Origin of the sequence: Actinacidiphila sp. DG2A-62, from assembly GCF_035825295.1 — a bacterium.
GTDB lineage: Bacteria > Actinomycetota > Actinomycetes > Streptomycetales > Streptomycetaceae > Actinacidiphila.
This window is the reverse complement of the sequence record NZ_JAYMGI010000002.1, coordinates 6,523,726-6,545,930: the sequence shown is the minus strand read 5'-3', so window position 1 is coordinate 6,545,930 and position 22,205 is coordinate 6,523,726. Positions and strand designations below refer to the sequence as shown.

Annotated in this window: 17 protein-coding genes, 3 tRNA genes and 5 pseudogenes; 13 read left to right on the top strand and 12 right to left on the bottom strand. The window is 72.9% G+C overall.

Features of this window, described 5'->3' with window-relative positions:
- Positions 1-112 precede the first annotated feature (112 nt).
- The 4 genes and pseudogenes from ndgR (at position 113) to VSR01_RS29440 (ending at position 2,857) form a co-directional block, all read left to right on the top strand.
- Positions 113-829 (top strand): IclR family transcriptional regulator NdgR, encoded by a 717-nt coding sequence (ndgR, locus tag VSR01_RS29455; RefSeq protein WP_326452088.1) that lies wholly within the window; start codon positions 113-115, stop codon positions 827-829.
- A gap of 160 nt (positions 830-989) precedes the next feature.
- A complete protein-coding gene (locus VSR01_RS29450; protein ID WP_326452087.1) occupies positions 990-1,763 on the top strand; it encodes a helix-turn-helix transcriptional regulator in 774 nt (257 codons plus the stop codon).
- 99 nt (positions 1,764-1,862) lie between these two features.
- Positions 1,863-2,510 (top strand): annotated as a pseudogene (locus tag VSR01_RS29445) (AMP-binding protein); the annotation flags it as partial.
- Entirely contained in the window at positions 2,432-2,857 is a 426-nt protein-coding gene (locus tag VSR01_RS29440; RefSeq protein ID WP_326452086.1) for an LLM class flavin-dependent oxidoreductase, read from the top strand. The pseudogene VSR01_RS29445 and the gene VSR01_RS29440, both read left to right, overlap by 79 nt.
- Before the next feature lie 93 nt (positions 2,858-2,950).
- Here the strand turns inward: VSR01_RS29440 and VSR01_RS29435 are convergent.
- The 5 genes from VSR01_RS29435 to VSR01_RS29415 form a co-directional block, all read right to left on the bottom strand.
- Positions 2,951-3,023, bottom strand: a tRNA-Glu gene (locus VSR01_RS29435).
- A 63-nt stretch (positions 3,024-3,086) separates the two neighbouring features.
- Positions 3,087-3,159, bottom strand: a tRNA-Glu gene (locus tag VSR01_RS29430).
- A gap of 19 nt (positions 3,160-3,178) precedes the next feature.
- A tRNA-Gln gene (locus tag VSR01_RS29425) sits at positions 3,179-3,250 on the bottom strand.
- Between the two features lie 155 nt (positions 3,251-3,405).
- A complete protein-coding gene (locus tag VSR01_RS29420; RefSeq protein ID WP_326452085.1) occupies positions 3,406-4,206 on the bottom strand; it encodes a fumarylacetoacetate hydrolase family protein in 801 nt (266 codons plus the stop codon).
- A 36-nt stretch (positions 4,207-4,242) separates the two neighbouring features.
- A complete protein-coding gene (locus tag VSR01_RS29415) occupies positions 4,243-4,449 on the bottom strand; it encodes a hypothetical protein (protein ID WP_326452084.1) in 207 nt (68 codons plus the stop codon).
- A 549-nt stretch (positions 4,450-4,998) separates the two neighbouring features.
- On the opposite strand from VSR01_RS29415, the pseudogene VSR01_RS29410 reads away from it, so the two are divergent.
- The 9 genes and pseudogenes from VSR01_RS29410 to VSR01_RS29370 all read left to right on the top strand — a co-directional run.
- A pseudogene (locus VSR01_RS29410) lies at positions 4,999-7,314 on the top strand (sensor histidine kinase); the annotation flags it as partial.
- 394 nt (positions 7,315-7,708) lie between these two features.
- Positions 7,709-9,235: a hypothetical protein gene (locus VSR01_RS29405; protein ID WP_326452082.1), complete on the top strand. Its 1,527-nt coding sequence runs from the start codon at positions 7,709-7,711 to the stop codon at positions 9,233-9,235.
- Positions 9,236-9,244: 9 nt separating this feature from the next.
- A complete protein-coding gene (locus VSR01_RS29400; RefSeq protein WP_093717891.1) occupies positions 9,245-9,658 on the top strand; it encodes a roadblock/LC7 domain-containing protein in 414 nt (137 codons plus the stop codon).
- A gap of 74 nt (positions 9,659-9,732) precedes the next feature.
- The gene (locus VSR01_RS29395) at positions 9,733-10,140 is read left to right on the top strand and encodes a DUF742 domain-containing protein (protein ID WP_037913670.1); all 408 of its coding nucleotides are present in this window, start codon (positions 9,733-9,735) and stop codon (positions 10,138-10,140) included.
- A pseudogene (locus VSR01_RS29390) lies at positions 10,121-10,718 on the top strand (GTP-binding protein). Before VSR01_RS29395 ends, VSR01_RS29390 begins: the two are co-directional and overlap by 20 nt.
- Before the next feature lie 323 nt (positions 10,719-11,041).
- Entirely contained in the window at positions 11,042-14,209 is a 3,168-nt protein-coding gene (locus VSR01_RS29385; RefSeq protein ID WP_442785573.1) for a nitrate- and nitrite sensing domain-containing protein, read from the top strand.
- Positions 14,210-14,218: 9 nt separating this feature from the next.
- On the top strand, positions 14,219-14,632 hold the full coding sequence (locus VSR01_RS29380; RefSeq protein WP_033173109.1) for a roadblock/LC7 domain-containing protein: 414 nt from the start codon (positions 14,219-14,221) through the stop codon (positions 14,630-14,632).
- On the top strand, positions 14,524-15,189 hold the full coding sequence (locus tag VSR01_RS29375; RefSeq protein ID WP_442785572.1) for a DUF742 domain-containing protein: 666 nt from the start codon (positions 14,524-14,526) through the stop codon (positions 15,187-15,189). The genes VSR01_RS29380 and VSR01_RS29375 overlap by 109 nt, the downstream gene beginning before the upstream one ends.
- A complete protein-coding gene (locus VSR01_RS29370; protein ID WP_326452080.1) occupies positions 15,170-15,748 on the top strand; it encodes a GTP-binding protein in 579 nt (192 codons plus the stop codon). Before VSR01_RS29375 ends, VSR01_RS29370 begins: the two co-directional genes overlap by 20 nt.
- Before the next feature lie 186 nt (positions 15,749-15,934).
- Here VSR01_RS29370 and VSR01_RS29365 read toward each other — a convergent pair.
- The 7 genes and pseudogenes from VSR01_RS29365 to cimA all read right to left on the bottom strand — a co-directional run bounded on the left by VSR01_RS29365 (position 15,935) and on the right by cimA (position 22,134).
- Positions 15,935-16,137: pseudogene (locus tag VSR01_RS29365) on the bottom strand (acyl-CoA carboxylase epsilon subunit).
- A gap of 29 nt (positions 16,138-16,166) precedes the next feature.
- On the bottom strand, positions 16,167-17,762 hold the full coding sequence (locus tag VSR01_RS29360; protein ID WP_326452079.1) for an acyl-CoA carboxylase subunit beta: 1,596 nt from the start codon (positions 17,760-17,762) through the stop codon (positions 16,167-16,169).
- A 199-nt stretch (positions 17,763-17,961) separates the two neighbouring features.
- Positions 17,962-18,243: an HpcH/HpaI aldolase/citrate lyase family protein gene (locus tag VSR01_RS38015; protein WP_442785720.1), complete on the bottom strand. Its 282-nt coding sequence runs from the start codon at positions 18,241-18,243 to the stop codon at positions 17,962-17,964.
- Positions 18,223-18,791, bottom strand: a pseudogene (locus tag VSR01_RS38010) (HpcH/HpaI aldolase/citrate lyase family protein); the annotation flags it as partial. The pseudogene VSR01_RS38010 and the gene VSR01_RS38015, both read right to left, overlap by 21 nt.
- A gap of 68 nt (positions 18,792-18,859) precedes the next feature.
- Positions 18,860-19,951 carry an HpcH/HpaI aldolase/citrate lyase family protein gene (locus VSR01_RS29350; protein ID WP_326452078.1) on the bottom strand — a complete coding sequence of 364 codons (1,092 nt, stop codon included), beginning with the start codon at positions 19,949-19,951 and terminating at the stop codon, positions 18,860-18,862.
- A 96-nt stretch (positions 19,952-20,047) separates the two neighbouring features.
- The gene (locus VSR01_RS29345) at positions 20,048-20,527 is read right to left on the bottom strand and encodes a GNAT family N-acetyltransferase (RefSeq protein ID WP_326452077.1); all 480 of its coding nucleotides are present in this window, start codon (positions 20,525-20,527) and stop codon (positions 20,048-20,050) included.
- Positions 20,524-22,134, bottom strand: a complete 1,611-nt coding sequence (gene cimA, locus VSR01_RS29340) for a citramalate synthase (protein WP_326452076.1) — start codon at positions 22,132-22,134, stop codon at positions 20,524-20,526. The genes VSR01_RS29345 and cimA overlap by 4 nt, the downstream gene beginning before the upstream one ends.
- Positions 22,135-22,205: the final 71 nt, after the last annotated feature.

Below are 22,205 nucleotides of genomic sequence, written 5' to 3'. Positions count from 1 at the left end.
TGGTTGTCCCGCACCGCGCCGTCGTGTGCTGTGGTGCGCTGTGGGTCCAGCGTGACAAGTTCCACGGGAAAGTGAACTTGCGTTTCACACTCTGAGACGCGAGTATCGTTGCATGGACAACTCTAGCGGCGTCGGCGTTCTCGACAAGGCGGCTCTGGTGCTCAGCGCGCTGGAGTCCGGTCCGGCCACCCTGGCCGGGCTCGTCGGCGCCACGGGTCTGGCCCGCCCCACCGCGCACCGGCTCGCGGTCGCGCTCGAACACCATCGCATGGTGGCCCGCGACATGCAGGGCCGCTTCATCCTGGGGCCGCGGCTGTCGGAGCTGGCCGCCGCGGCCGGCGAGGACCGGCTGCTGGCCACCGCCGGACCGGTGCTGACCCACCTGCGGGACGTGACCGGCGAGAGCGCCCAGCTCTACCGCCGCCAGGGCGACATGCGGATCTGCGTCGCCGCGGCGGAACGCCTGTCCGGACTGCGGGACACCGTGCCGGTCGGCTCCACGCTGCCGATGAAGGCGGGCTCGGCCGCGCAGGTCCTGATGGCCTGGGAGGAGCCGGAGCGGCTGCACCGCGGGCTGCAGGGGGCGCGCTTCACCGCGACCGCGCTGTCCGGCGTACGGCGCCGGGGCTGGGCGCAGTCGATCGGCGAGCGCGAGCCGGGCGTGGCCTCGGTCTCGGCGCCGGTGCGCGGGCCGTCGAACCGGGTGGTGGCCGCGGTGTCGGTGTCCGGCCCGATCGAGCGGCTCACCCGGCACCCGGGCCGGATGCACGCCCAGGCCGTGGTCGACGCCGCCGCCCGGCTCACCGAGGCGCTGCGCCGCAACGGCTGACCCGTCAGCACCGGCGCGCCCTGGCGACCGGACGGTATGCGGGGCGGAGGGGCGGAGGGGCGGCGGGGCGCACCGGGGACGTACGGCGGCGGAACCGCGCACGGGCGGCCCCCGCCGCGCAGGGGCGGCCCCCCGCGACCGCGGACTACAGTGGGCGCCGATGACCGCAACCGTCCCTGAGCCGGTGTTCTGGACCGACGACTCGTCGGTCTGCGAAGCCCTGGCCCACGGCACGGACATCGCCGCCCACTTCCACGACTTCGGCCAGCTCAGGTACGCCGCCTCGGGCGCGCTGGTCACCTCGACCCAGGCCGGCACCTGGGTGGCGCCGGCCAGCCGGATCACCTGGATCCCGCCGTTCTGCGTGCACAGCAGCCGCTCGTACGGCGACACCGACGTCCGGCTGCTCGGGGTCCCCGCCGGGCCGGCCGGGCAACTGCCCGCGCAGCCCTGTGTGTTCACGGCCAGCGCGCTGATGCGCGAGGCGTTCCTCGCGGTGGTCGGCGACCGCGAGCCGGCCGACGGCCCGCGCGGCCGGCTGCTGCTCCAGGTCGTCGTCGCGGAGCTGGTCCGCGCGCCGCGGGAGCCGCTGCGCCTGCCGGAGCCGGCCGACCCCCGGCTCAAGGCCGTCACCGACCTGCTGCACGCGGACCCGGCGAACCCGGCGACACTCGCCGAGCTGGGCCACAGGACCGGTTCGAGCGAGCGCACTCTCAGCCGGCTGTTCGGCAGCGAGCTGTCCATGAGCTTCCACCAGTGGCGCACCCTGCTGCGCGTCCAGCGGGCGCTGCTCGCGCTCTGCGAGGGCGCCTCGGTCACCGACACCGCGATCCGGCTGGGCTGGTCGAACCCGAGCAGCTTCATCGAGGCGTTCACCGAACTCGTCGGCCAGACTCCCGGCCGCTACCGCTCCGCCGCGCGCACCGCACGCTGAGCGCGGCGGCCGCGGCGGCCTGGCGGCCTGGCGGGTCGGCCGTATTCGCGGGCGGGACAACGGTGGCACGCCCGCTCGTCCGCCGCCCATCGTTGACGCATGCCTCATCACCTCGACGCGCACGATCCCCCTGACGCCCGCGGTTCCCGTGACGCGCGGAGCGCTTCCGCCGCGGCGGCCGCCGCCGCGGCCTCCTCCGGTGTGACGATGGGCGACCTGATCGTGCAGGCCCTGACCCGGCACCGTTCGTCCGAGGCCTTCGTCGCCGGCGACCGGCGGCTGACCTACGCACAGGTCCGCGACCTGGTCTCGCGGTTCGCGGCCGCGCTGGGCGGGCGCGGCGTCGGACACGGCACGGGCGTCACGATGCTCAGCCCGAACATGCCCGAGTCGTGGATCGTCCAGGCGGCGACGTATCTGCTGGGCGGGCGCTTCACCGGCCTCCAGGCGCTGGCCTCGGCCGAGGATCACATGGCCGTGTGCCAGGACGCGCGGGCCGCGGTGCTGGTGGTGACCGCGGCCCTGGAGGAGCACGGGCGCCACGTCCTCGCCGAGGTGGACTCGCTGGAGCACCTGATGGTGATCCCGGCCGCGGGCGGCCTGCCCGAGGGCGAGTCCCACCCGGCCCGCCCGCTGGACCGCGGTCCCGCCGCCGAGACGGACGTGGCGTGGCTGCAGTACACCGGCGGCACAACCGGGCGGCCCAAGGGCGTGATGCAGCCCCACCGGTCGATGGTGCAGATGGTCCACACGCACCTCGCCGAGTTCGAAACCTCGCACGGCCGCAGGCCGCGCTGTACATCGGCGGCATGGGCCCGCGCGGCGGCAACTTCTCCAACGACCTGATCCGCCGCTACGGCTACGAGGCGCAGGCCCGGCAGATCCAGGACCTCTATCTCGACGGCAACAAGAAGGAGGCCGAGGCGAAGGTGCCGCTGGAGCTGCTGGAGCAGGTGAACCTCGTCGGTCCGGCGTCCTACGTCAGGGAGCGGATCGCGGCCTTCCGCGAGTCCGGGGTGACCGGCCTGCAGGTGACCCCGGTCGGCGGCGATCCCGCCGGGCTGGTGCGCCGGCTCAAGGAGTGGACGGCCTGACACGGGCGGCGTGCCCGGTGGCTGAGGCCCACGGAAAAAGGCCCGCGCCCCGCGGAACGGATTCTGCGGGGCGCGGACCTTTTCGCTCGGACGTACCCCCGACCGGATTCGAACCGGCGCTACCGCCTTGAGAGGGCGGCGTGCTAGGCCGCTACACAACGGGGGCCCTGGCGATCCTCGCCTCGAACCGGCCGGGAGCGACCCGGAGGGCACGGAATGGAAGGATCTGTACCCCCGACCGGATTCGAACCGGCGCTACTGCCTTGAGAGGGCAGCGTGCTAGGCCGCTACACAACGGGGGCTCGCACTATTGACGTGCTGCTGGGGTACCAGGACTCGAACCTAGACTAACTGAACCAGAATCAGTCGTGCTGCCAATTACACCATACCCCACCAAAACTCAACCCCCCGAAGGGGGCTTCGTTCGGCTTGCGATCACCGGCCGGCCTTTCGGCCCGCTCCGGCGGCGCAGGAAGAACATTACCCGATGCGGGTCAGCGCTCCAAAACGAGTATGCGGAGGGCGACCTGGGCGTGTCCCGGCCGCTTCTAGCGGTGCGCGGTGACCCTGTTGGTGAGGGTGCCGACGGACTCGATGGAGACCGAGACCTGGTCCCCGTCGCGCAGCGGACCGACGCCGGCCGGGGTGCCGGTGAGCAGGACGTCGCCGGGCAGCAGCGTCATGGCCTCGGTGATGTTCACGACGAGGTCCTCGATGGAGTTCAGCATCTGGCTGGTGCGGCCGGCCTGGCGCAGCTCGCCGTTGACGGTCGCGGTGATCGCCAGGTCGGAGGCGGCGGCGAGGTCGACGCCGGTCTCGATCCAGGGACCGAGCGGGCAGGAGGAGTCGAAGCCCTTGGCCCGGGCCCACTGCTTCTCGGTCTTCTGGGTGTCGCGCGCGGTGACGTCGTTGGCGCAGGTGAAGCCGAGGATGACGTCCTTGACCCGCTCGCGCGGCACGTCCTTGCACAGCCGGCTGATCACCACGGCGAGTTCGGCCTCGTGGTGGACCTCCCGGGAGAAGGACGGCAGCACGATCGCGTCGCCGGGGCCGATCACCGACGTGGACGGCTTGAAGAACGCCCAGGGCGCGGCGGGCACCTCGTTGCCCAGCTCGGCGGCGTGGTCGGCGTAGTTGCGGCCGATGGCGACGACCTTGTTCGGCAGGACCGGGGGCAGCAGCCGCACCTTGTCCAGCGGCACCTTGGTGCCGGACAGCTCGAAGTCCGCGAACGGGATGCCCTTGATGATGTCGACGACGAGTCCCTCGAAGCTGTCGGGACCCGTGGGGTCGCCCTCGACCGCTCCGAAGGCGACATTGCCGTCGATGGAGAACCTGGCGATGCGCATACCGCCACACTAGGGCGTGCCGCGCGCCGGTCGGCGTCAGCCCGCGGTGGGGGCCTTCGGCAGCTCGGTGAGTACCGTGCGGCGCGGGTTCGCGGTGCGCTGCGGCAGCGGCGCAGCGTCGGCGTCCCGCACCGGGACGGCGGCCGGGCGCGGCGCGTCGGCGTCGGTCGCGTCGGTCAGGTGTGCCAGGGTGGTGCGCCGCGGGTTGGCGATCATCTGGCGGAACATCAGGGTGGTCTTCATCTGCCCTACGGCCCTCACGCTGCTTGGCACTCTGTCGTTTTTGTCAACTGTCAGGCTAGTGCCGCCTCTTCCCGCCCGGCGGCGGTCCAGACCTCGCACGGGCTGTGATTTTGCTCACGAATCGCGTCGCGCATCGTGCATTCCGGACACCATCACGGGTATGGGGAAGCGGACATCAGGAGTACACCGGACATTCCGCCCGGGACGCACCCGGACCGGGCGGCGGGACCGCGCAGGTGACACTCGCCCGCTTGATCCGGTTTCCGGGGAATTCACCCTTTTCCACTCGACACTGCGTGGCTGAGTCGATGCGTCGAGTGACGCATTCCAACAGGTCGGCTACGGGCCTTGTTGGGAGATCCGGCACTGTGCTGGAATTCCCGGAACCGCCGCGTCACTTCGGCCGGCGCGCAGGGGGCGCGCACGGAGGCCGAGCGGTGGTGAAGGGCAAGGCCGATCCGAGATCCGGTACGGCTGTCGCCCCCATGACTCGACACCGTCCCTTCCGTTGCGAAGCGGGGGACGCCTGGTCCAGAGGTTGCGACGCTAGTGCAGGGACGTTTCAAGAGGGACAGCGGCGCTGCGGGTGACCCGGAGCAGCAGCCCGGCGGGACCGGCAGCGGTTCCCCGCAAGGGGCGGCCGACTCCGGAACCGCCACGCCGAGCACCGTCGCGGGCGCCGGGCGGACGACCACGCCCAGCGGCATCGAGGCCGGCCGCATCACCGGCCTGGACGGCAAGCCCGGCCCCCGAATAGCCATGCGCAACTGGCGCATCAGCACCAGACTCGTCTCCCTGCTCGCGCTGCCGGTGGTCACCGCCGGCGCCCTCGGCGGTCTGAACATCAAGAGCTCGCTGGACAACATGCACCAGCTCGAGCACATGAAGACCCTGACCGACATCACCGAGCACGCCACCGCACTGGCCTCCGCCCTCCAGGAGGAGCGGGACGACTCGGCCGGCCCGCTGGAGGCCGGCCAGCCGAACAACGACGCGATCGTCTCCAGCCGCGGCAAGACCGACCAGGAGCTGAAGCTCTACAGCCAGGCCACCGACAACATCCAGTCGGACGACTCGGTCTTCAGCGGCGTGCGCGCCGAGCTGCTCTCCATCGGCCAGCAGCTGGGCCAGCTGAGCACCCTGCGCAGCACCGCGTACAGCGACAAGGCCGGCATCTCGCAGACCGTCTCGCAGTACGACTCCCTCATCCAGTCGCTGCTCTCGCTGTCCCAGGACATGGCGCAGGCGACGAACAACCACGAGATGATCCAGGCGACCCGCGCGCTCGCCGCCTTCTCCTCCGCCAAGGAGTACGAGTCGATCCAGCGCGCCGTGGTCAGCGCCGCGTACGCGACCGGCGGCACGCTCTCGCCGAACGACTACCAGACGGTGCACTGGGCCAGCTCCACCGGCGGCACCCAGCTGGACCGGTTCGAGGCCATCTACGGCAAGAAGGACGCCGACGAGCTGCTCGCCCCGATCCAGGGCGGCAACGACACGATCAGCGCCTACGACGCCAACCTGACCCGCATCGCGAAGTCCCCCGAGGGCATCACCAAGATCCACCAGTCGTACCTGGACTGGGACGATGCCGCGAAGACCAAGATCAACGCGATGAGCCAGATCGAGCAGTCGCTGCTCAACGACATGCAGCAGCGCGCCCTGAAGCTGCAGAGCGAGGCCAAGCGGGAGGCGCTGATTTCCGGCGCGATCATCCTGCTGGTGCTCGGCGTCGCGGTGGTCGGCGCCTTCGTCGTGGCCCGGTCGATGATCCGCTCGCTGCGCAGGCTCCAGCAGACCGCGCAGGACGTCGCCCAGAAGCGGCTGCCCGAGCTGGTCAAGCAGCTCTCCGACACCGACCCGCAGGACGTGGACACCTCGGTCGAGTCGATCGGCATCAACAGCCGCGACGAGATCGGCCAGGTGGCCCGCGCCTTCGACGAGGTGCACAGCGAGGCGGTCCGGCTGGCCGCCGAGCAGGCGCTGCTGCGGGGCAACGTCAACGCGATGTTCACCAACCTCTCGCGCCGCAGCCAGGGCCTCATCCAGCGCCAGCTGTCGCTGATCTCCGAACTGGAGTCCCGCGAGGCCGACCCGGACCAGCTGTCCTCGCTGTTCAAGCTGGACCACCTCGCCACCCGTATGCGCCGCAACGGTGAGAACCTGCTGGTCCTCGCCGGTGAGGAGCCGGGCCGCCGGTGGACCCGCCCGGTGCCGCTGGTCGACGTGCTGCGCGCCGCGGCCTCCGAGGTGGAGCAGTACGAGCGGATCGAGCTGACCTCGGTGCCCTCGGCCGAGGTCACCGGCCGCATCGTCAACGACCTCGTGCACCTGCTCGCCGAGCTGCTGGAGAACGCCACGTCGTTCTCCTCGCCGCAGACCAAGGTCCGCGTCACCGGCCACTCGCTGCCGGACGGCCGGGTGCTGATCGAGATCCACGACACGGGCATCGGCCTGTCCCCGGAGGACCTGGCCGACATCAACGAGCGGCTGGCCAGCCCGCCCACGGTGGACGTCTCGGTGTCCCGCCGGATGGGCCTGTTCGTGGTCGGCCGGCTGTCCCTGCGGCACGGCATCCGCATCCAGCTGCGCCCGTCGGACTCCGGCGGCACCACCGCGCTGGTGATGCTGCCCGTCGACGTCACCCAGGGCGGCGCCAACCAGAAGGCCGGCGGCGCGGGCGGGCGGCCGCAGGCCGAGCGCCCGGCCGCGGCGACCGGCAGCGGCATCGCGGGCGCCTTCGGCAACGGCCCCCGGGTGGCGGCGGCCCAGCGAGGCCAGGTCGGCGGCGGGGCGCGCCCCGCCCTCGGCGTCGGCGCGGACGCCCCCGGCGGTCCCGGCGGGCCGCAGCAGGGCGGCCCCGGCGGCCCGCGCTGGTCCGGGCAGGACGGCCGGCCCGCCGCGGGCCAGGGAGGTCAGCCGGGAGGGTTCCCGGACGAGCGGGTGGACGCCCCGCGCGGGCACGAGGAGGTCGAGGCGGCCTCCGCGTTCGACGCGTTCAGCACCTCGGGGCCCCGCGGCGGCCAGCACCCGCAGGGCCAGCAGCACCCGCAGGGCCAGAACGACCAGGGCGGTCAGCCGGGCCTGGCAGAACCCGCAGGGCCAGGCCGGGCAGCCCGGCGGTCCGCAGGACCGACCGCAGTTCCCGCAGGGCCAGGGCCCCGGCGGGCGGCAGCAGGGCGGCTTCCCGCCGCCGCAGCCGCAGAACACCGGCCCCGGCGGCTTCCGCTCCGACGTCTTCGGCGGCCGTCCCGGCCCGATGCAGCGCCAGGGCGGCGGCCCGGGCGGTCAGGGTGACCAGGGCGGCCCCGGCGACACCGCGCAGTTCCCCGCCGTGCGCGGCGGGCAGGGCGGCCCCGGGGACACCGCGCAGTTCCCGCCGGTCCGCGACGACTTCGCGCCGACCGCGCAGGCCGGCGGCCCGGGCGACACCGGCCAGTTCCCCGCCGTCCCGCCGGTCCAGGGCGGTCCCGGCGACACCGGCCAGTTCCCGGCGGTGCAAGGCGGCCAGGGCGATCCCGGCTGGAACGCCGGCGGTCAGGGCCCCGGTCGGCCGGGCGGCGGCCAGGACCCGTACGGCACCGAGCAGTTCCCGGTGCAGGGCGGCCCGGGCGACACCGGCCAGTTCCCCGCCGTGCAGGCGGGCGATCAGGGCGGCCAGGACCGGAGCTACCGGGCCGGCCGGTTCGCCCCGCAGGGCGGCCCCGGCGACACCGGGCAGTTCCCCGCCGTCCAGGGCGGTCCCGGCGCGGCGGGCGACACCGCGCAGTTCCCGCCGGTCAGGGCCGACGGTCCGGCGCCATCCGACACCGGTGAGTTCGCCGCTCCCCCGCAGCCCGGCCGCGGACTCTCCTCTGGTTTGCCGCAGCGCGGTCCCCGCGGGCCGCAGGGCACGCCCGGCTGGACGCCCGGCGCTCCCGCCCCCGCGGGCCCGGCCGGCGGTCCCGGCGCCGACCCGTTCGACACCGGCTCGCAGCAGATGCCCGGCCTCCACGGCGGCAGCGGCCAGTACCCCGTGCAGCAGCCCCAGCAGCAGGCGCCGCGGCAGCCGCAGCACCAGTCCGGCCAGTTCCCGGTGCAGCAGCCGCAGCAGCCCGCGCCGGGCCGGCCCGAGCCCCAGCTGCCGCCGGTCGCCGAGCCGATGGCGCTGCCGCCGGCCCCGACCCGCGGCGACGAGCCGACGCCGATCTTCACCTCGATGGAATCCGACTGGTTCCGCACCGGCCAGGCCGAGCGGATGCAGCAGATCCGCGTCGAGCAGGGCGCGCAGCCGGCCCAGGGACCGCAGGGCGCCCAGGACACCCGCGGCCAGCAGGCCCCGCCGTCGCGCCCGGTGGGCCGCACGGCGCCGCCGCAGCGTCCGCCGGCCGGCCGCCCGGCCCCGGGGGCCCAGCGTCCCGCGGGCGCCCCGCAGCAGCCCGCGCAGGCCGCCTCCCAGGGCGGCGCGGCGGCGCCCGCGGCCCCGGTCGCGCAGCCGCTGCCGCGGGAGACCCCGAACTGGCGGACCTCGCCCAACGACGTGCTGCGGCAGCGGGCCGAGCAGGTCCGCGAGCCCTCGGCCGGCGGGGTGACCCCCTCCGGTCTGCCGCGGCGGGTGCCGCGGGCCAACCTCGTGCCGGGCGGCGCCGCGCAGCCGCCCGCTCCGTCCGGAGGACCGCAGGTCTCCCGGGCGCCGGACGATGTGCGCGGACGTCTGACCAACCTCCGCAGGGGCATCCAGCAAGGCCGGCAGGCCGGCGGCACCACCGACGGCCGTGGCTTCGGCACGAACCACCAGGAGCGCTAGTTGAGTGCGATGAGCCAGGCGGCACAGAACCTGAACTGGTTGATCACCAACTTCGTGGACAACACCCCCGGGGTGTCCCACACCGTGGTGGTCTCCGCCGACGGCCTGCTGCTCGCGATGTCCGACGGATTCCCCCGCGACCGAGCCGACCAGCTCGCCGCCGTCGCCTCCGGCCTGACCTCACTCACCGCCGGAGCCTCCCGCATCTTCGAAGGCGGAAGCGTCAACCAGACCGTCGTCGAGATGGAACGCGGCTTCCTCTTCATCATGTCCGTCTCCGACGGCTCCTCCCTCGCCGTACTCGCCCACCCCGAATGCGACATCGGCCTCGTCGGCTACGAAATGGCCCTGCTCGTCGACCGAGCAGGAGCGGTGCTGACCCCGGATCTCCGCGCGGAGCTCCAGGGCAGCCTGATGCACTGAGACTCGGAAGCGAGTCACCGTATGTTCCCGTCGTTACGCACCAGCGATGCACTGCCCGGACACGGAGGACCCTCATGACCCCGCCACCCGCCTCGCCGGGCCCGTACGGCGCGTCCCACCACGCGCCGTACGGGGTGGAAGGCGACCAGCCGCTGGTGCGGCCGTACGCCATGACCGGTGGCCGCACCCGGCCGCGCTACCAGCTCGCCATCGAGGCGCTGGTGAGCACCACCGCCGACCCGGCGCAGTACGCGGGACTCCTGCCGGAGCACCAGCGGATCTGCCATCTGACCCGTGAGATCAAGTCGGTGGCGGAGATCTCCGCGCTGCTGGCCATACCCCTCGGCGTCGCCCGGATCCTCGTGGCCGACCTCGCCGAGGCCGGCATGGTCGCCATCCACCAGCCGGGCAGCGGCGAGGCGGGCGGCCAGCCTGATGTGACACTGCTTGAGAGGGTGCTCAGTGGACTTCGGAAGCTCTAGGCCGCAACAGGCGTACGGTGCGCCTCCGGTGCGGTCCACGACCTCCGCGAAGATCGTCGTGGCCGGTGGGTTCGGCGTCGGCAAGACCACGTTCGTGGGCGCCGTCTCGGAGATCAACCCGCTGCGCACCGAGGCCGTGATGACCTCGGCGTCGGCGGGCATCGACGACCTGAGCCACGTGCAGGACAAGACCACGACCACCGTGGCGATGGACTTCGGCCGCATCACGCTGGACGACGACCTGATCCTCTACCTGTTCGGCACCCCCGGTCAGGACCGGTTCTGGTTCATGTGGGACGACCTGGTGCGCGGCGCGATCGGCGCGGTGGTCCTGGTGGACACCCGCAGGCTCGCCGACTGCTTCCCGGCGGTCGACTACTTCGAGAACAGCGGCCTGCCGTTCGTGATCGCCCTCAACGGCTTCGACGGACACCAGCCGTACCGTCCGGAGGAGGTCCGCGAGGCGCTCCAGATCGGGCCCGAGGCGCCGATCATCACCACCGACGCCCGGCACCGGGGAGGCCAAGAGCGCGCTCATCACGCTCGTCGAGCACGCGCTGCTGGCCCGGCTGAAGTAGGCCGCGCGGAGCAGGAACCGCACCGCCGCACCGCCATGGGGACCCGCTGTGTCATGGGACACCGCGGGTCCCCATGTTCATAACATTTCGGGGGAGTTTCAGGACGCTGTGAACACGCCGCGCACCTGATCCGTATCGCACCGTGGACCTGTGTTCCCTAGTTCGAGGGTTTTTGAGCCGTGTGACCGTTTTGTTCTCCGGTTACGGGCGTCCGTCCCGCCGTCGCGGACGTTTGGCCGGGGCCGTCGCGGCGTGCTGAAATGCGCAGAACCCGAGCGTAGGAACGGCCGTCGTGGCGCCGTCGCCGAGAGGTTGTTGGTCCAGTGAGGAACACGAGGCGAGCACAGGCGGGCGCCGACCAGCGTCCGCGGGGGAATTTCACGCCGCCCGAGCGCCCGGGCAGCGCTCCCTCGGGTCCGGTCGCCGCCGCGACGGCGCCGGCGCTGCCCGATCCGGGCGGCCGGCTCAGCATGCGCAACTGGCGGGTGGCGACCCGGCTGAACGCGATCCTGCTGATTCCGGTGATCGTGGCCCTGGTCTTCGGCGGCTTCCGGGTCAACAGCTCGGTCGACACCTGGCACCGGGCGGACGACGCGGTGAAGGTGGCCGATCTGGTCCGGGCCGCCGCAACCTACAGCAACGCCCTTGAGGACGAGCGGGACGTCACCGCGGTTCCGCTGCTGGCCGGCAAGCGCAACGCCTCCACCGTCACCGCCGCCTACGCGCGCACGGACGAGGCCGCCAAGGTCTTCGACGAGGCCGCCACCCACATCCCCGACGAGGCCGACCTCAAGCGCCGGATGACCAACTTCCGCACCGTCGAGCCGCAGCTCCCCTCGCTGCGCAAGGCGGCGTACACCCGGCAGCTGTCGGGCGTGCAGACCGAGGAGTGGTACGTCCGCATCCAGCACCCGCTGATGGAGCTGGCCAACGAGCTGGGCTTCGGCACCAGCAACGGTGCCGCCTACGGCCGCACCCTGTACGCCGCGTCGCTGGCCAAGGCGGCCGCGTCGCTGACCCGGGCGATCGGCATGCACATCCTGGTCGGCAAGCCCGCCTCGGCCAGCGAACTGGCGCTGCAGAAGACGTCGCTCGGCTCGTACCAGTACCTCCAGGGCATCGCGCTGGAGGAGTACGCGGGCGGCGGCACCACGCAGGACGCGGCCCGGCTGAAGGCGGCGCAGGACCAGGCCGCGCAGAAGGGCACGGAGCTGATCGCGCGGGCGCAGCGCGACGCGGAGGCGCACCACACCGCGTACGTGGTGCCGCCGGACCTGACCCGGATGGTCAACGACATCGCCGGCCCGACCTCCACCCCGGCCGCCCTGCGCGCCCAGGGCGTCACCCCGGACTCCTACATGGCCGCGGCGACGCTGTCCTTCGACGCCTACCGGCAGGTCGAGGTGGGCCTGGCCGACCAGGCCGCCGACGACGCCGCCGAGGTCGCCTCGCACGCCAGGCGGGACGCGCTCATCAACTCCGCGGTGGTGCTCTTCGCGCTGATCATCGCGTTCATCGTGGCCGGCCTGATGGCGCGGGCGATGAGCCGCAGCATGCGGCGGCTGCGCGGCGCCGCGTTCGAGATCGCCCAGACCCGGCTGCCCGGCCTGGTCGACCAGCTCTCGCGCACCGACCCCGGCCGGGTGGACACCACCGTCGCGCCGATCCCGATCAACACCCGCGACGAGATCGGCGAGGTGGCCCGCGCCTTCGACCAGGTGCACCGCGAGGCGGTCCGGCTGGCCGCCGAGCAGGCCATGCTGCGCGGCAACGTCAACGCGATCTTCACCAACCTCTCGCAGCGCAACCAGGGCCTCATCCAGCGCCAGCTGGAGCTGATCACGGACCTGGAGAACAACGAGAGCGACCCGGACCAGCTGGACAACCTGTTCAAGATGGACCACCTGGCCACCCGCATGCGGCGCAACGGCGAGAACCTGCTGGTGCTGGCCGGCGAGGAGACCGCCCGGCAGTGGAACCAGCCGGTTCCGCTGGTGGACGTGCTGCGCGCGGCGGCCTCCGAGGTGGAGGCGTACGAGCGGATCGAACTGGTCGGCATACCCGAGGCCGACATCCACGGCAGCGCGGTCACCGACCTGGTGCACCTGCTGGCGGAGCTGCTGGAGAACGCCACGGCCTTCTCCTCGCCGCAGACCAAGGTGCGGGTGACCGCGACCCGGCTGCCGGACGGCCGGGTGATGATCGAGATCCACGACCGCGGCATCGGGCTGACCGCCGAGGACTTCGCCGACATCAACCACAAGCTGGCCGAGCCGCCCACGGTGGACGTCGAGGTCGCCAAGCGGATGGGCCTGTTCGTGGTGGGCCGGCTGGCCGACCGGCACGGCATCCGGGTGCAGCTGCGGCCGTCCGGCGAGCAGGCCGGCACCACCTCGCTGGTGATGCTGCCCGAGCCGATCACGCACGGCGGCGGGGGCGGGGAGTTCGACGCCGGCGAGGGTGACTTCACCGTCTCGCGCGTCGTCCCCGAGCCGCCGGCCGAGCTGCCCGCGCAGCGCCCGGAGCTGGACCACCGCAGTGCCGCCGCGCTCGGCTTCGACGACTCCCGCTACGAGCAGCCCGCGGCCGGCCAGGACGGCGCGGCGCCCGGGACGCAGCCCCCGCTGGACCCGGTGGGCCGCTCGCTCCAGCGCGAGGAGCGCCGCGCCCACCTGGAGGCCGCGGCGGCGGCGGCCTTCCAGGAGCAGCCGCCCTTCGAGCCCCAGCCGTTCGACCAGCCCCAGTCGTTCGAACCGCAGTCCTTCGACCAGCCCCAGCCGTTCGAGCAGCAGCCCTTCGGCCAGCCGCAGCAGCCGTTCCAGGACGCGGGGTACGAGGAGGCCGCCCACCCCGAGGGCGCCTTCACCCCGGGCCCGTACGACAACGGCGGTTACGAGCCGGGGCAGCCGTACGATCCGGCCTATTCCGCGAACGGTCACGGCACGCAGTTCCCCGGTTACGCTCCAGCTCAGGGCGACTGGCCGGAAGCCGAACCGCAGGTAACGGAATCCGTTCCGCCGCTCCCCGAGCAGCCCGCCGAGAGCGTAGTCTCACCTTCGCTGACGGACGCGGGGCTCCCCCGCCGCGAACGACGGCAACCGGATCAGCGGGAACCTCAGCGGGAACCTCAAGGGGAGGAGGCGCCCCAGGGCGGTACGGAGCAGCCATCCGAGCCCGCGGCCGGCGACGGTGACGGCTGGCGGTCCACCAACGACGAGCACTGGCAGCGGGCCGAGCAGGTCCGCGAGCCCAAGGCCGGCGGGGTGACCCCCTCCGGCCTGCCCCGCCGGGTGCCTCAGGCCAACCTGGTCCCGGGCACCGCGACGCAGACCCCGCAGGGCGGCCCACAGGTCTCCCGCGCACCGGAGGACGTACGCGGCAGGTTGAGTAATCTGCGGCGTGGCGTCCAGCAAGGGCGCACTGCTGGAACTGACACGAACGGACAGGCCGGCGAGCGCCGATTCGACGGCCCACAGAACCAGGAGCGCTAGTTGAGTCCGATGAGCCAGGCGGCACAGAACCTGAACTGGTTGATCACCAACTTCGTGGACAACACCCCCGGGGTGTCCCACACCGTGGTGGTCTCCGCCGACGGCCTGCTGCTCGCGATGTCCGACGGATTCCCCCGCGACCGAGCCGACCAGCTCGCCGCCGTCGCCTCCGGCCTGACCTCACTCACCGCCGGAGCCTCCCGCATCTTCGAAGGCGGAAGCGTCAACCAGACCGTCGTCGAGATGGAACGCGGCTTCCTCTTCATCATGTCCGTCTCCGACGGCTCCTCCCTCGCCGTACTCGCCCACCCCGAATGCGACATCGGCCTCGTCGGCTACGAAATGGCCCTGCTCGTCGACCGAGCAGGCACCGTACTCACCCCGGACCTCCGGGCCGAACTGCAGGGCAGCCTGCTCAACTAAGCACGGGCGTGCGGGCTCGTCCGGGCTCCCTCCAGGGGTCCGGGCGCCGCGTCGCAGCCGAATCAGGAGGAGGACTCGTGAGCACGTCGCCCGCCGGGGACCGGTACGGTCACCCGCACCAGCCGCCCCTGAATCCGTACTCCTTCCCTTCGGCACCCTCCGCCCCGCCGGCCCCCGCGGGCCCCGGGGCGGGCGGCGGCGGCCGTTCCCGGACCCCCTCGGGTCTGGTGCGGCCGTACGCCATGACCGGCGGCCGGACCCGGCCGCGCTACCAGCTCGCCATCGAGGCGCTGGTCAGCACCACCGCAGAGCCCGAGCGACTGCGCGGCCAGTTGCCGGAGCACCAGCGGATCTGCCTGCTGTGCCGGGAGGTCAAGTCGGTCGCGGAGATCTCCGCGCTGCTGACCATCCCGCTCGGGGTGGTGCGCATCCTGGTGGCCGACCTCGCCGAGGCCGGCCTGGTGGCGATCCATCAGCCGGGCGGGGACGCCGCGGCCGGTGGCCAGCCTGACGTGACACTGCTTGAAAGGGTGCTCAGTGGACTTCGGAAGCTCTAGCGGTCCGACCCGCGCCACCACCTCCGCGAAGATCGTGGTGGCGGGCGGATTCGGCGTGGGCAAGACCACGTTCGTCGGTGCCGTGTCGGAGATCAACCCGCTGCGCACCGAAGCCGTGATGACCTCAGCCTCCGCGGGGATCGACGACCTCACGCACGCGCCGGACAAGACCACGACCACCGTGGCGATGGACTTCGGCCGCATCACCCTCGACGAGGACCTGATCCTCTACCTGTTCGGCACCCCGGGCCAGGACCGGTTCTGGTTCATGTGGGACGACCTGGTGCGCGGCGCGATCGGCGCGATCGTGCTGGTGGACACGCGGCGGCTGGCGGACTGCTTCCCCGCTGTCGACTACTTCGAGAACAGCGGCCTGCCGTTCGTCATCGCCCTCAACGGCTTCGACGGACACCAGCCGTACGGGCCGGAGGAGGTCCGCGAGGCGCTCCAGATCGGGCCCGAGGCGCCGATCATCACCACCGACGCCCGGCACCGCGCGGAGGCGAAGAGCGCGCTCATCACGCTCGTCGAGCACGCGCTGATGGCCCGTCTGCGCTGATCCTCCGCGCCCCCGGGCACCGGGGGCCTGGGGGCCGGGAACGGCCCCCAGGAGGCCGCCGAGGGCCTGCGCGGGGCACGCCCAGGGCACGACGAAGGCCCCACCGCGGGACGCGGTGGGGCCTTCGTGCCGCGCGGGGCCCGGCGGCGGGCGCCGTGGACGCCCGCGCCGGGCCCGTGCAGGTGCTCAGCCCTGCCAGGAGTGCGGGGCGCGAAAACCCGGGGTGCGCTCCAGGCGGCGCCAGCCGGCGGTGGACCGCACGGGCCCGGCCGGGGCGGCGCCCTCGCCCGCGGCGGCGCGGGCGAGCAGGATCGCGGTCAGCGCGGCGAGTTCCTCGGGCCGGCGTGCCCCTTCTCGACGCGCACGAGTGAATCGGCGGGAGTGCTCACAGTGGTCTCCTGGGTCTCACTGAGGGGTGTCACTGCGGGGGGTTGCCGTGCTTGCGCGACGGCAGGTCCGCGTGCTTGGTGCGGAGCATCGCCAGCGAGGAGATGAGCACCTCGCGGGTCTCCGACGGGTCGATGACGTCGTCCACCAGGCCGCGCTCGGCGGCGTAGTAGGGGTGCATCAGCTCGGACTTGTACTCCTTGACCATGTGCGCGCGCATCACGTCGGGGTCGTCGGCCTCGGCGATCTGGCGGCGGAAGATCACGTTGGCGGCGCCCTCGGCGCCCATCACCGCGATCTCGTTGGTCGGCCAGGCGTAGGTCAGGTCGGCGCCGATGGACTGGCTGTCCATGACGATGTACGCGCCGCCGTAGGCCTTGCGCAGGATCAGCGAGATCCGCGGGACGGTGGCGTTGCAGTACGCGTACAGCAGCTTGGCGCCGTGCCGGATGATGCCGCCGTGCTCCTGGGCGACGCCGGGCAGGAAGCCGGGCACGTCCAGCAGCGTGACGATCGGGATGTTGAACGCGTCGCACATCTGGACGAAGCGGGCGGCCTTCTCGGACGCCTCGATGTCCAGCACGCCCGCCAGCGAGGCCGGCTGGTTGGCGATGATGCCGACCACCTGGCCGTCGAGCCGGGTCAGCGCGCAGATGATGTTGGTGGCCCAGCGCTCGTGGACCTCCAGGTACTCGCCCTCGTCGACGATCTCCTCGATGACCTTGTGCATGTCGTACGAGCGGTTGCCGTCGGCGGGCACCAGGTCGAGCAGCACGTCGGAGCGGCGGTCGACCGGGTCGGCGGACTCGACCGCGGGCGGGTTCTCGCGGTTGTTCTGCGGCAGCAGCGAGAGCAGGTAGCGGACCTCTTCCAGGCAGGTCTGCTCGTCGTCGTAGGCGAAGTGCGCGACGCCCGAGGTGGCGGCGTGCACGTCGGCGCCGCCCAGGCCGTTCTGGGTGATCTCCTCGCCGGTGACCGCCTTGACCACGTCGGGACCGGTGATGAACATCTGCGAGGTCTCGCGGACCATGAAGACGAAGTCGGTGAGCGCCGGCGAGTAGGCCGCGCCGCCCGCGCAGGGGCCGAGCATCACGCTGATCTGCGGGATGACCCCGGAGGCCCGGGTGTTGCGCTGGAAGATGCCGCCGTACCCGGCGAGCGCGGAGACGCCCTCCTGGATGCGGGCGCCCGCGCCGTCGTTGAGGGAGATCAGCGGGGCGCCGGCCGAGATGGCCATGTCCATGATCTTGTGGATCTTGGTGGCGTGGGCCTCGCCGAGGGCGCCGCCGAAGATCCGGAAGTCATGGGCGTAGACGAAGACCGTGCGGCCGTGGACCAGGCCCCAGCCGGTGACGACGCCGTCGGTGTAGGGGCGCTTGGCCTCCAGGCCGAAGCCGGTGGCCCGGTGCCGTCGCAGCGGCTCCACCTCGTGGAAGGTGCCCTCGTCCAGCAGCAGCTCGATGCGCTCGCGGGCGGTCAGCTTCCCCTTGGCCTTCTGGGCCGCGGTCGCCTTCTCGCTCGGCCCGCGCCTGACCTCCGCGCGGATGGCGTGGAGCTCGGCGACGCGTCCCCGGGCGTCGGTCGCCGGTTCGGTCGCCGGCGCGGACACCTCTTGCGATGTGGTCATGCATCGACAGTACGAGCGACGGGCCCGATTCCGGGCCATCGACTATGTACAGTGTCCGTCCGCACTTCATGGTGGAACCCGACAGTCGGATCACGGCCGCGGGCCCTGTTCCCGCCGCACAGGGCTCGCCTTTTTGTCCGTTTTGCCCATCTGATTCCGGGTCGCCGACTGGGCCGTCCGGGTCAGCGCGGCCGCCGGGTCAGCGCCCCCGGACGGCCTCGGCCAGGGCGAGCACCCGGCGGGCCTCCTCCACGTGCAGGTTCTCGATCATCCTGCCGTCCACGGTGACCACCCCGCGCCCCTGTGACGTGGCCTCTTCGAACGCGGCGATGATCCGGCGGGAGCGCTCGACGTCCTCGGCGGCCGGCGCGAAGACGCGGTTGCAGGGTTCCACCTGCGCGGGGTGGATCAGCGTCTTGCCGTCGAAGCCGAGCTGCCGCGCCTGGCGGGCCTCGGCCTCGAAACCTTCCAGATTGCGCACGTCGTTGTAGACACCGTCCAACACCGCCCGGCCGGTGGCGCGGGCCGCGAGCAGCGCCATGCCGAGCGCGGGGAGCAGCGGGGCGCGGCCCGGCACGTGCTCGGCGTGCAGTTCCTTGACGAGGTCGTTGGTGCCCAGGACCAGCACGGTGAGCCGCTCGGAGGCGGCGGCGACCGCCCGCGCCTCGAACATCGCGGCCGGCGTCTCGATCATCGCCCAGATCGCGGTGCGGTCGGGGGCGCCGGCCGCCTCCAGCGCCGCGGCCACCTCGCGCACCGTCCGCGGGTCGTCGACCTTGGGCACCACGACGGCGTCGGGCCGGCCTGGGCGGCGGCGCGCAGGTCGTCGTCGTGCCAGGGGGTGCCGGGGGCGTTGACGCGGACGGTCAGCTCGCGGTGGCCGTAGCCGCCGCCGGCCACCGCGGCGGCCACGCGCTCGCGGGCGTCCTTCTTGGCGTCGGGCGCGACGGAGTCCTCCAGGTCGAGGATCAGCGCGTCGGCGGGCAGCGTCCTGGCCTTCTCCAGGGCGCGCTCGTTGGCGCCGGGCATGTAGAGGACGGAGCGGCGCGGGCGCGGGGCCGGCGGGCCGCCGGCGGACGGGGTCGCGGGGGCGGCGGTCATCGGCCCTCCCCCTCGGCGTCGGCGGACGCGGCCCGCGCGGCCCGGTAGCGCTCGGCCAGCTCCGGGTCGCGGGCGGCCAGCGCGTCGGCGAGTTCGGCCACCACCCGGCACTGCTTGTACGTCGCGTCGTCCTGCATCTTGCCGTCGATCATCACCGCGCCGGTGCCGTCGCCCATCGCCTCGATGACCCGGTGCGCCCAGGCGACGTCCTCGGGCGAGGGCGAGAACACCTTCCTGGCGATGTCGATCTGCACCGGGTGCAGCGACCACGCGCCGACGCAGCCGAGCAGGAACGCGTTGCGGAACTGGTCCTCGCACGCGGTGACGTCCCCGATGTCCCCGAAGGGCCCGTAGTACGGGAGGATGCCGTGCGCCGCACACGCGTCGACCATCCTCGCGATGGTGTAGTGCCACAGGTCCTGCTGGTACGCGGGCCGGTCCGGGTCGCCGGAGCCGGCCGGGCCGGGGTCGGCGCGGACCAGGTAGCCGGGGTGGCCGCCGCCGACCCGGGTGGTCTTCATCCGGCGGTCGGCGGCGAGGTCGGCGGGACCGAGCGAGATGCCCTGCATCCGGGGGCTGGCCCCGGCGATCTCCTCGACGTTCGCCACGCCGGCCGCGGTCTCCAGGATGGCGTGCACCAGGATCGGCCGGGTCAGCCGGGCCCTGGCCTCCAGCTGGGCGAGCAGCCGGTCCACGTAGTGGATGTCCTGCGCGCCCTCGACCTTGGGCACCATGACCACGTCGAGCTTGTCGCCGATCTCGGTGACCAGGGTGACCAGGTCGTCCAGCGCCCAGGGCGAGTCGAGGCTGTTGACCCGGGTCCACAGCTGGGTGGCGCCGAAGTCGGTGGCGCGGGCGGTCTTCACCAGGCCGTGCCGGGCGGCCTCCTTGCGGTCGGCGGCGACCGCGTCCTCCAGGTTGCCCAGCAGCACGTCCACCCGGGGCACGAGCGCGGGGACCTTCGCGGCCATCTTCTCGTTGCCCGGGTCGAAGAAGTGGATCATCCGGGAGGGCCGGAACGGCACCTCCCGGACGGGGGCCGGGGCCCCCACGGCAAGCGGGCGGAAGAAGTCCTTCGCCGAGCGCATGCGATCTCCCGGTCGTCGTTCGGGGTGAGGGTTGCGGAGGTCCGCCCGCAGGGCCGGACCCCCGGCGCTCACCTTACGGCGACCGGGTCCCGCCGGTTACCCGACAGTACGTGTGCCCTTCGTCACCGGCGTCCAGCGCATCGCCAGGTCGGGCTCGCGCTCCATGGTGTCCGAGCCGTCCCTGGTGGCGGTGACGGTGAAGCCGTGCCGGAGGTAGAAGGCCCGCGCGTCGGTGTTCTTCTGGAACACGAACAGGTCCAGGCCCTGCGACCGGTGCGCCTTGGCCGCCGCCAGCAGGGCGCTGCCGATGCCCCGGCGGCGGACCTCGGCGAGCAGATAGAGCGCGTCGAGCGTGTCGCCCCGCACGGCCGCGTAGCCGACCACCCGCCCGTCGAGTTCGGCCACCCACACCGCGCTGCCGGGCAGCACCACGTCCCGCACCCACGCCTCGACCTGGGCGTCGGAGCGCTTGCGCGGCGGCAGGTAGGGCATCGTGGCCTCACGGGAGGCGATGTGCACCCGGGCGATCGCGGCGGCGTCGGCGGCGGTCGCGCGGCGTGTCGGCGCGGCGGTCACTCGCCCGGCTCCAGTCCGGCCCGCAGCAGGCCGTAGGCGTAGGCGTCGTCCAGGGCCTGCCAGGACGCGGCGATGACGTTCTCCCCGACGCCGACCGTGGACCACTCGCCGGCGCCGTCGGTGGTGGTGATCAGCACGCGGGTGGTGGAGTCGGTGCCGTAGCGGCCCTCCAGGATGCGGACCTTGTAGTCGACCAGCGCGAAGCCGCCGAGCTGGGGGTAGATGCGCTCCAGCGCGATCCGCAGCGCCCGGTCCAGGGCGTTGACCGGGCCGTTGCCCTCGGCGGTGGCGACGATCCGCTCGCCCTTGGCCCACAGCTTGACCGTCGCCTCGTTGGCGTGGCTGCCGTCCGGGCGGTCCTCGGTGATCGCCCGCCAGGACTCGGTGCGGAAGAAGCGTCGGGGGCCGCCGTGCTCGCCGCGGTCCAGCTCGCCGTGCAGCAGCAGCGCGAAGGACGCGTCGGCGGCCTCGTAGGTGTAGCCGGCCAGTTCGCGCTCCTTGACCCGGTCCACGACGCGCTGGACCAGCTCGCGGTCGCCGCCGAGGTCGATGCCCAGCTCGCGGCCCTTCAGCTCGATCGAGGCGCGGCCGGCCATGTCCGAGACCAGCATCCGCATGGTGTTGCCGACCAGTTCGGGGTCGATGTGCTGGTAAAGGTCGGGGTCCACCTTGATCGCCGAGGCGTGCAGTCCGGCCTTGTGCGCGAACGCGGACACGCCCACGTACGGCTGGTGGGTGGACGGCGGCAGGTTGACGACCTCGGCGATGGCGTGCGAGATCCGGGTCATCTCGCCGAGCGCGCCCGGCGGCAGCACCCGGCGGCCGTGCTTGAGCTCCAGCGCCGCGACCACCGGGAAGAGGTTGGAGTTGCCGACGCGCTCGCCGTAGCCGTTGGCGGTGCACTGGACGTGGGTGGCGCCGGCGTCCACCGCGGCGAGGGTGTTGGCGACCGCGCAGCCGGTGTCGTCCTGCGCGTGGATGCCCAGGCGCGCGCCGGTGTCGGCGAGGACCAGGCCGGTGACCGCCTGGACCTGGGCCGGCAGCATGCCGCCGTTGGTGTCGCAGAGCACCACCACCGAGGCGCCGGCCTCGTGCGCGGCGCGGACGACCTGGGTGGCGTAGTCGGCGTTGGCGCGGTAGCCGTCGAAGAAGTGCTCGCAGTCCACGAACACCCGGCGGCCCTGGGCGACCAGGTGGGAGACGGTGTCCCTGACCATCTCCAGGTTCTCCTCCAGCGTGGTGCGCAGCGCGAGCTCCACGTGCCGGTCGTGCGACTTGGCGACGATCGTGATCACGGGTGCGCCGGACGCCAGCAGCGCGCCCACCTGGGGGTCGTCGGCCGCCTTGCCGCCGGCCCTGCGGGTGGCGCCGAACGCCACCAGGGTCGCGTGCCGCAGTTCGAGCTCCTCGGCGGCGCGCGCGAAGAACTCGGTGTCGCGGGGGTTGGCGCCGGGCCAGCCGCCCTCGATGAAGCCCACCCCGAAGTCGTCCAGGTGCCGGGCGATCGTCAGCTTGTCGGCGACGGTGAGGTTGATCCCCTCGCGCTGGGCGCCGTCGCGCAGCGTGGTGTCGAAGACGTGGAAGCTGTCGTCCAGTTCGGCGGTCATGGGTTGTCACTCCTGTCAGGTGGGTGGGTCCTCCGGACGGTCCCGCCGTCCGGAGGTTCCGACTCCACTTG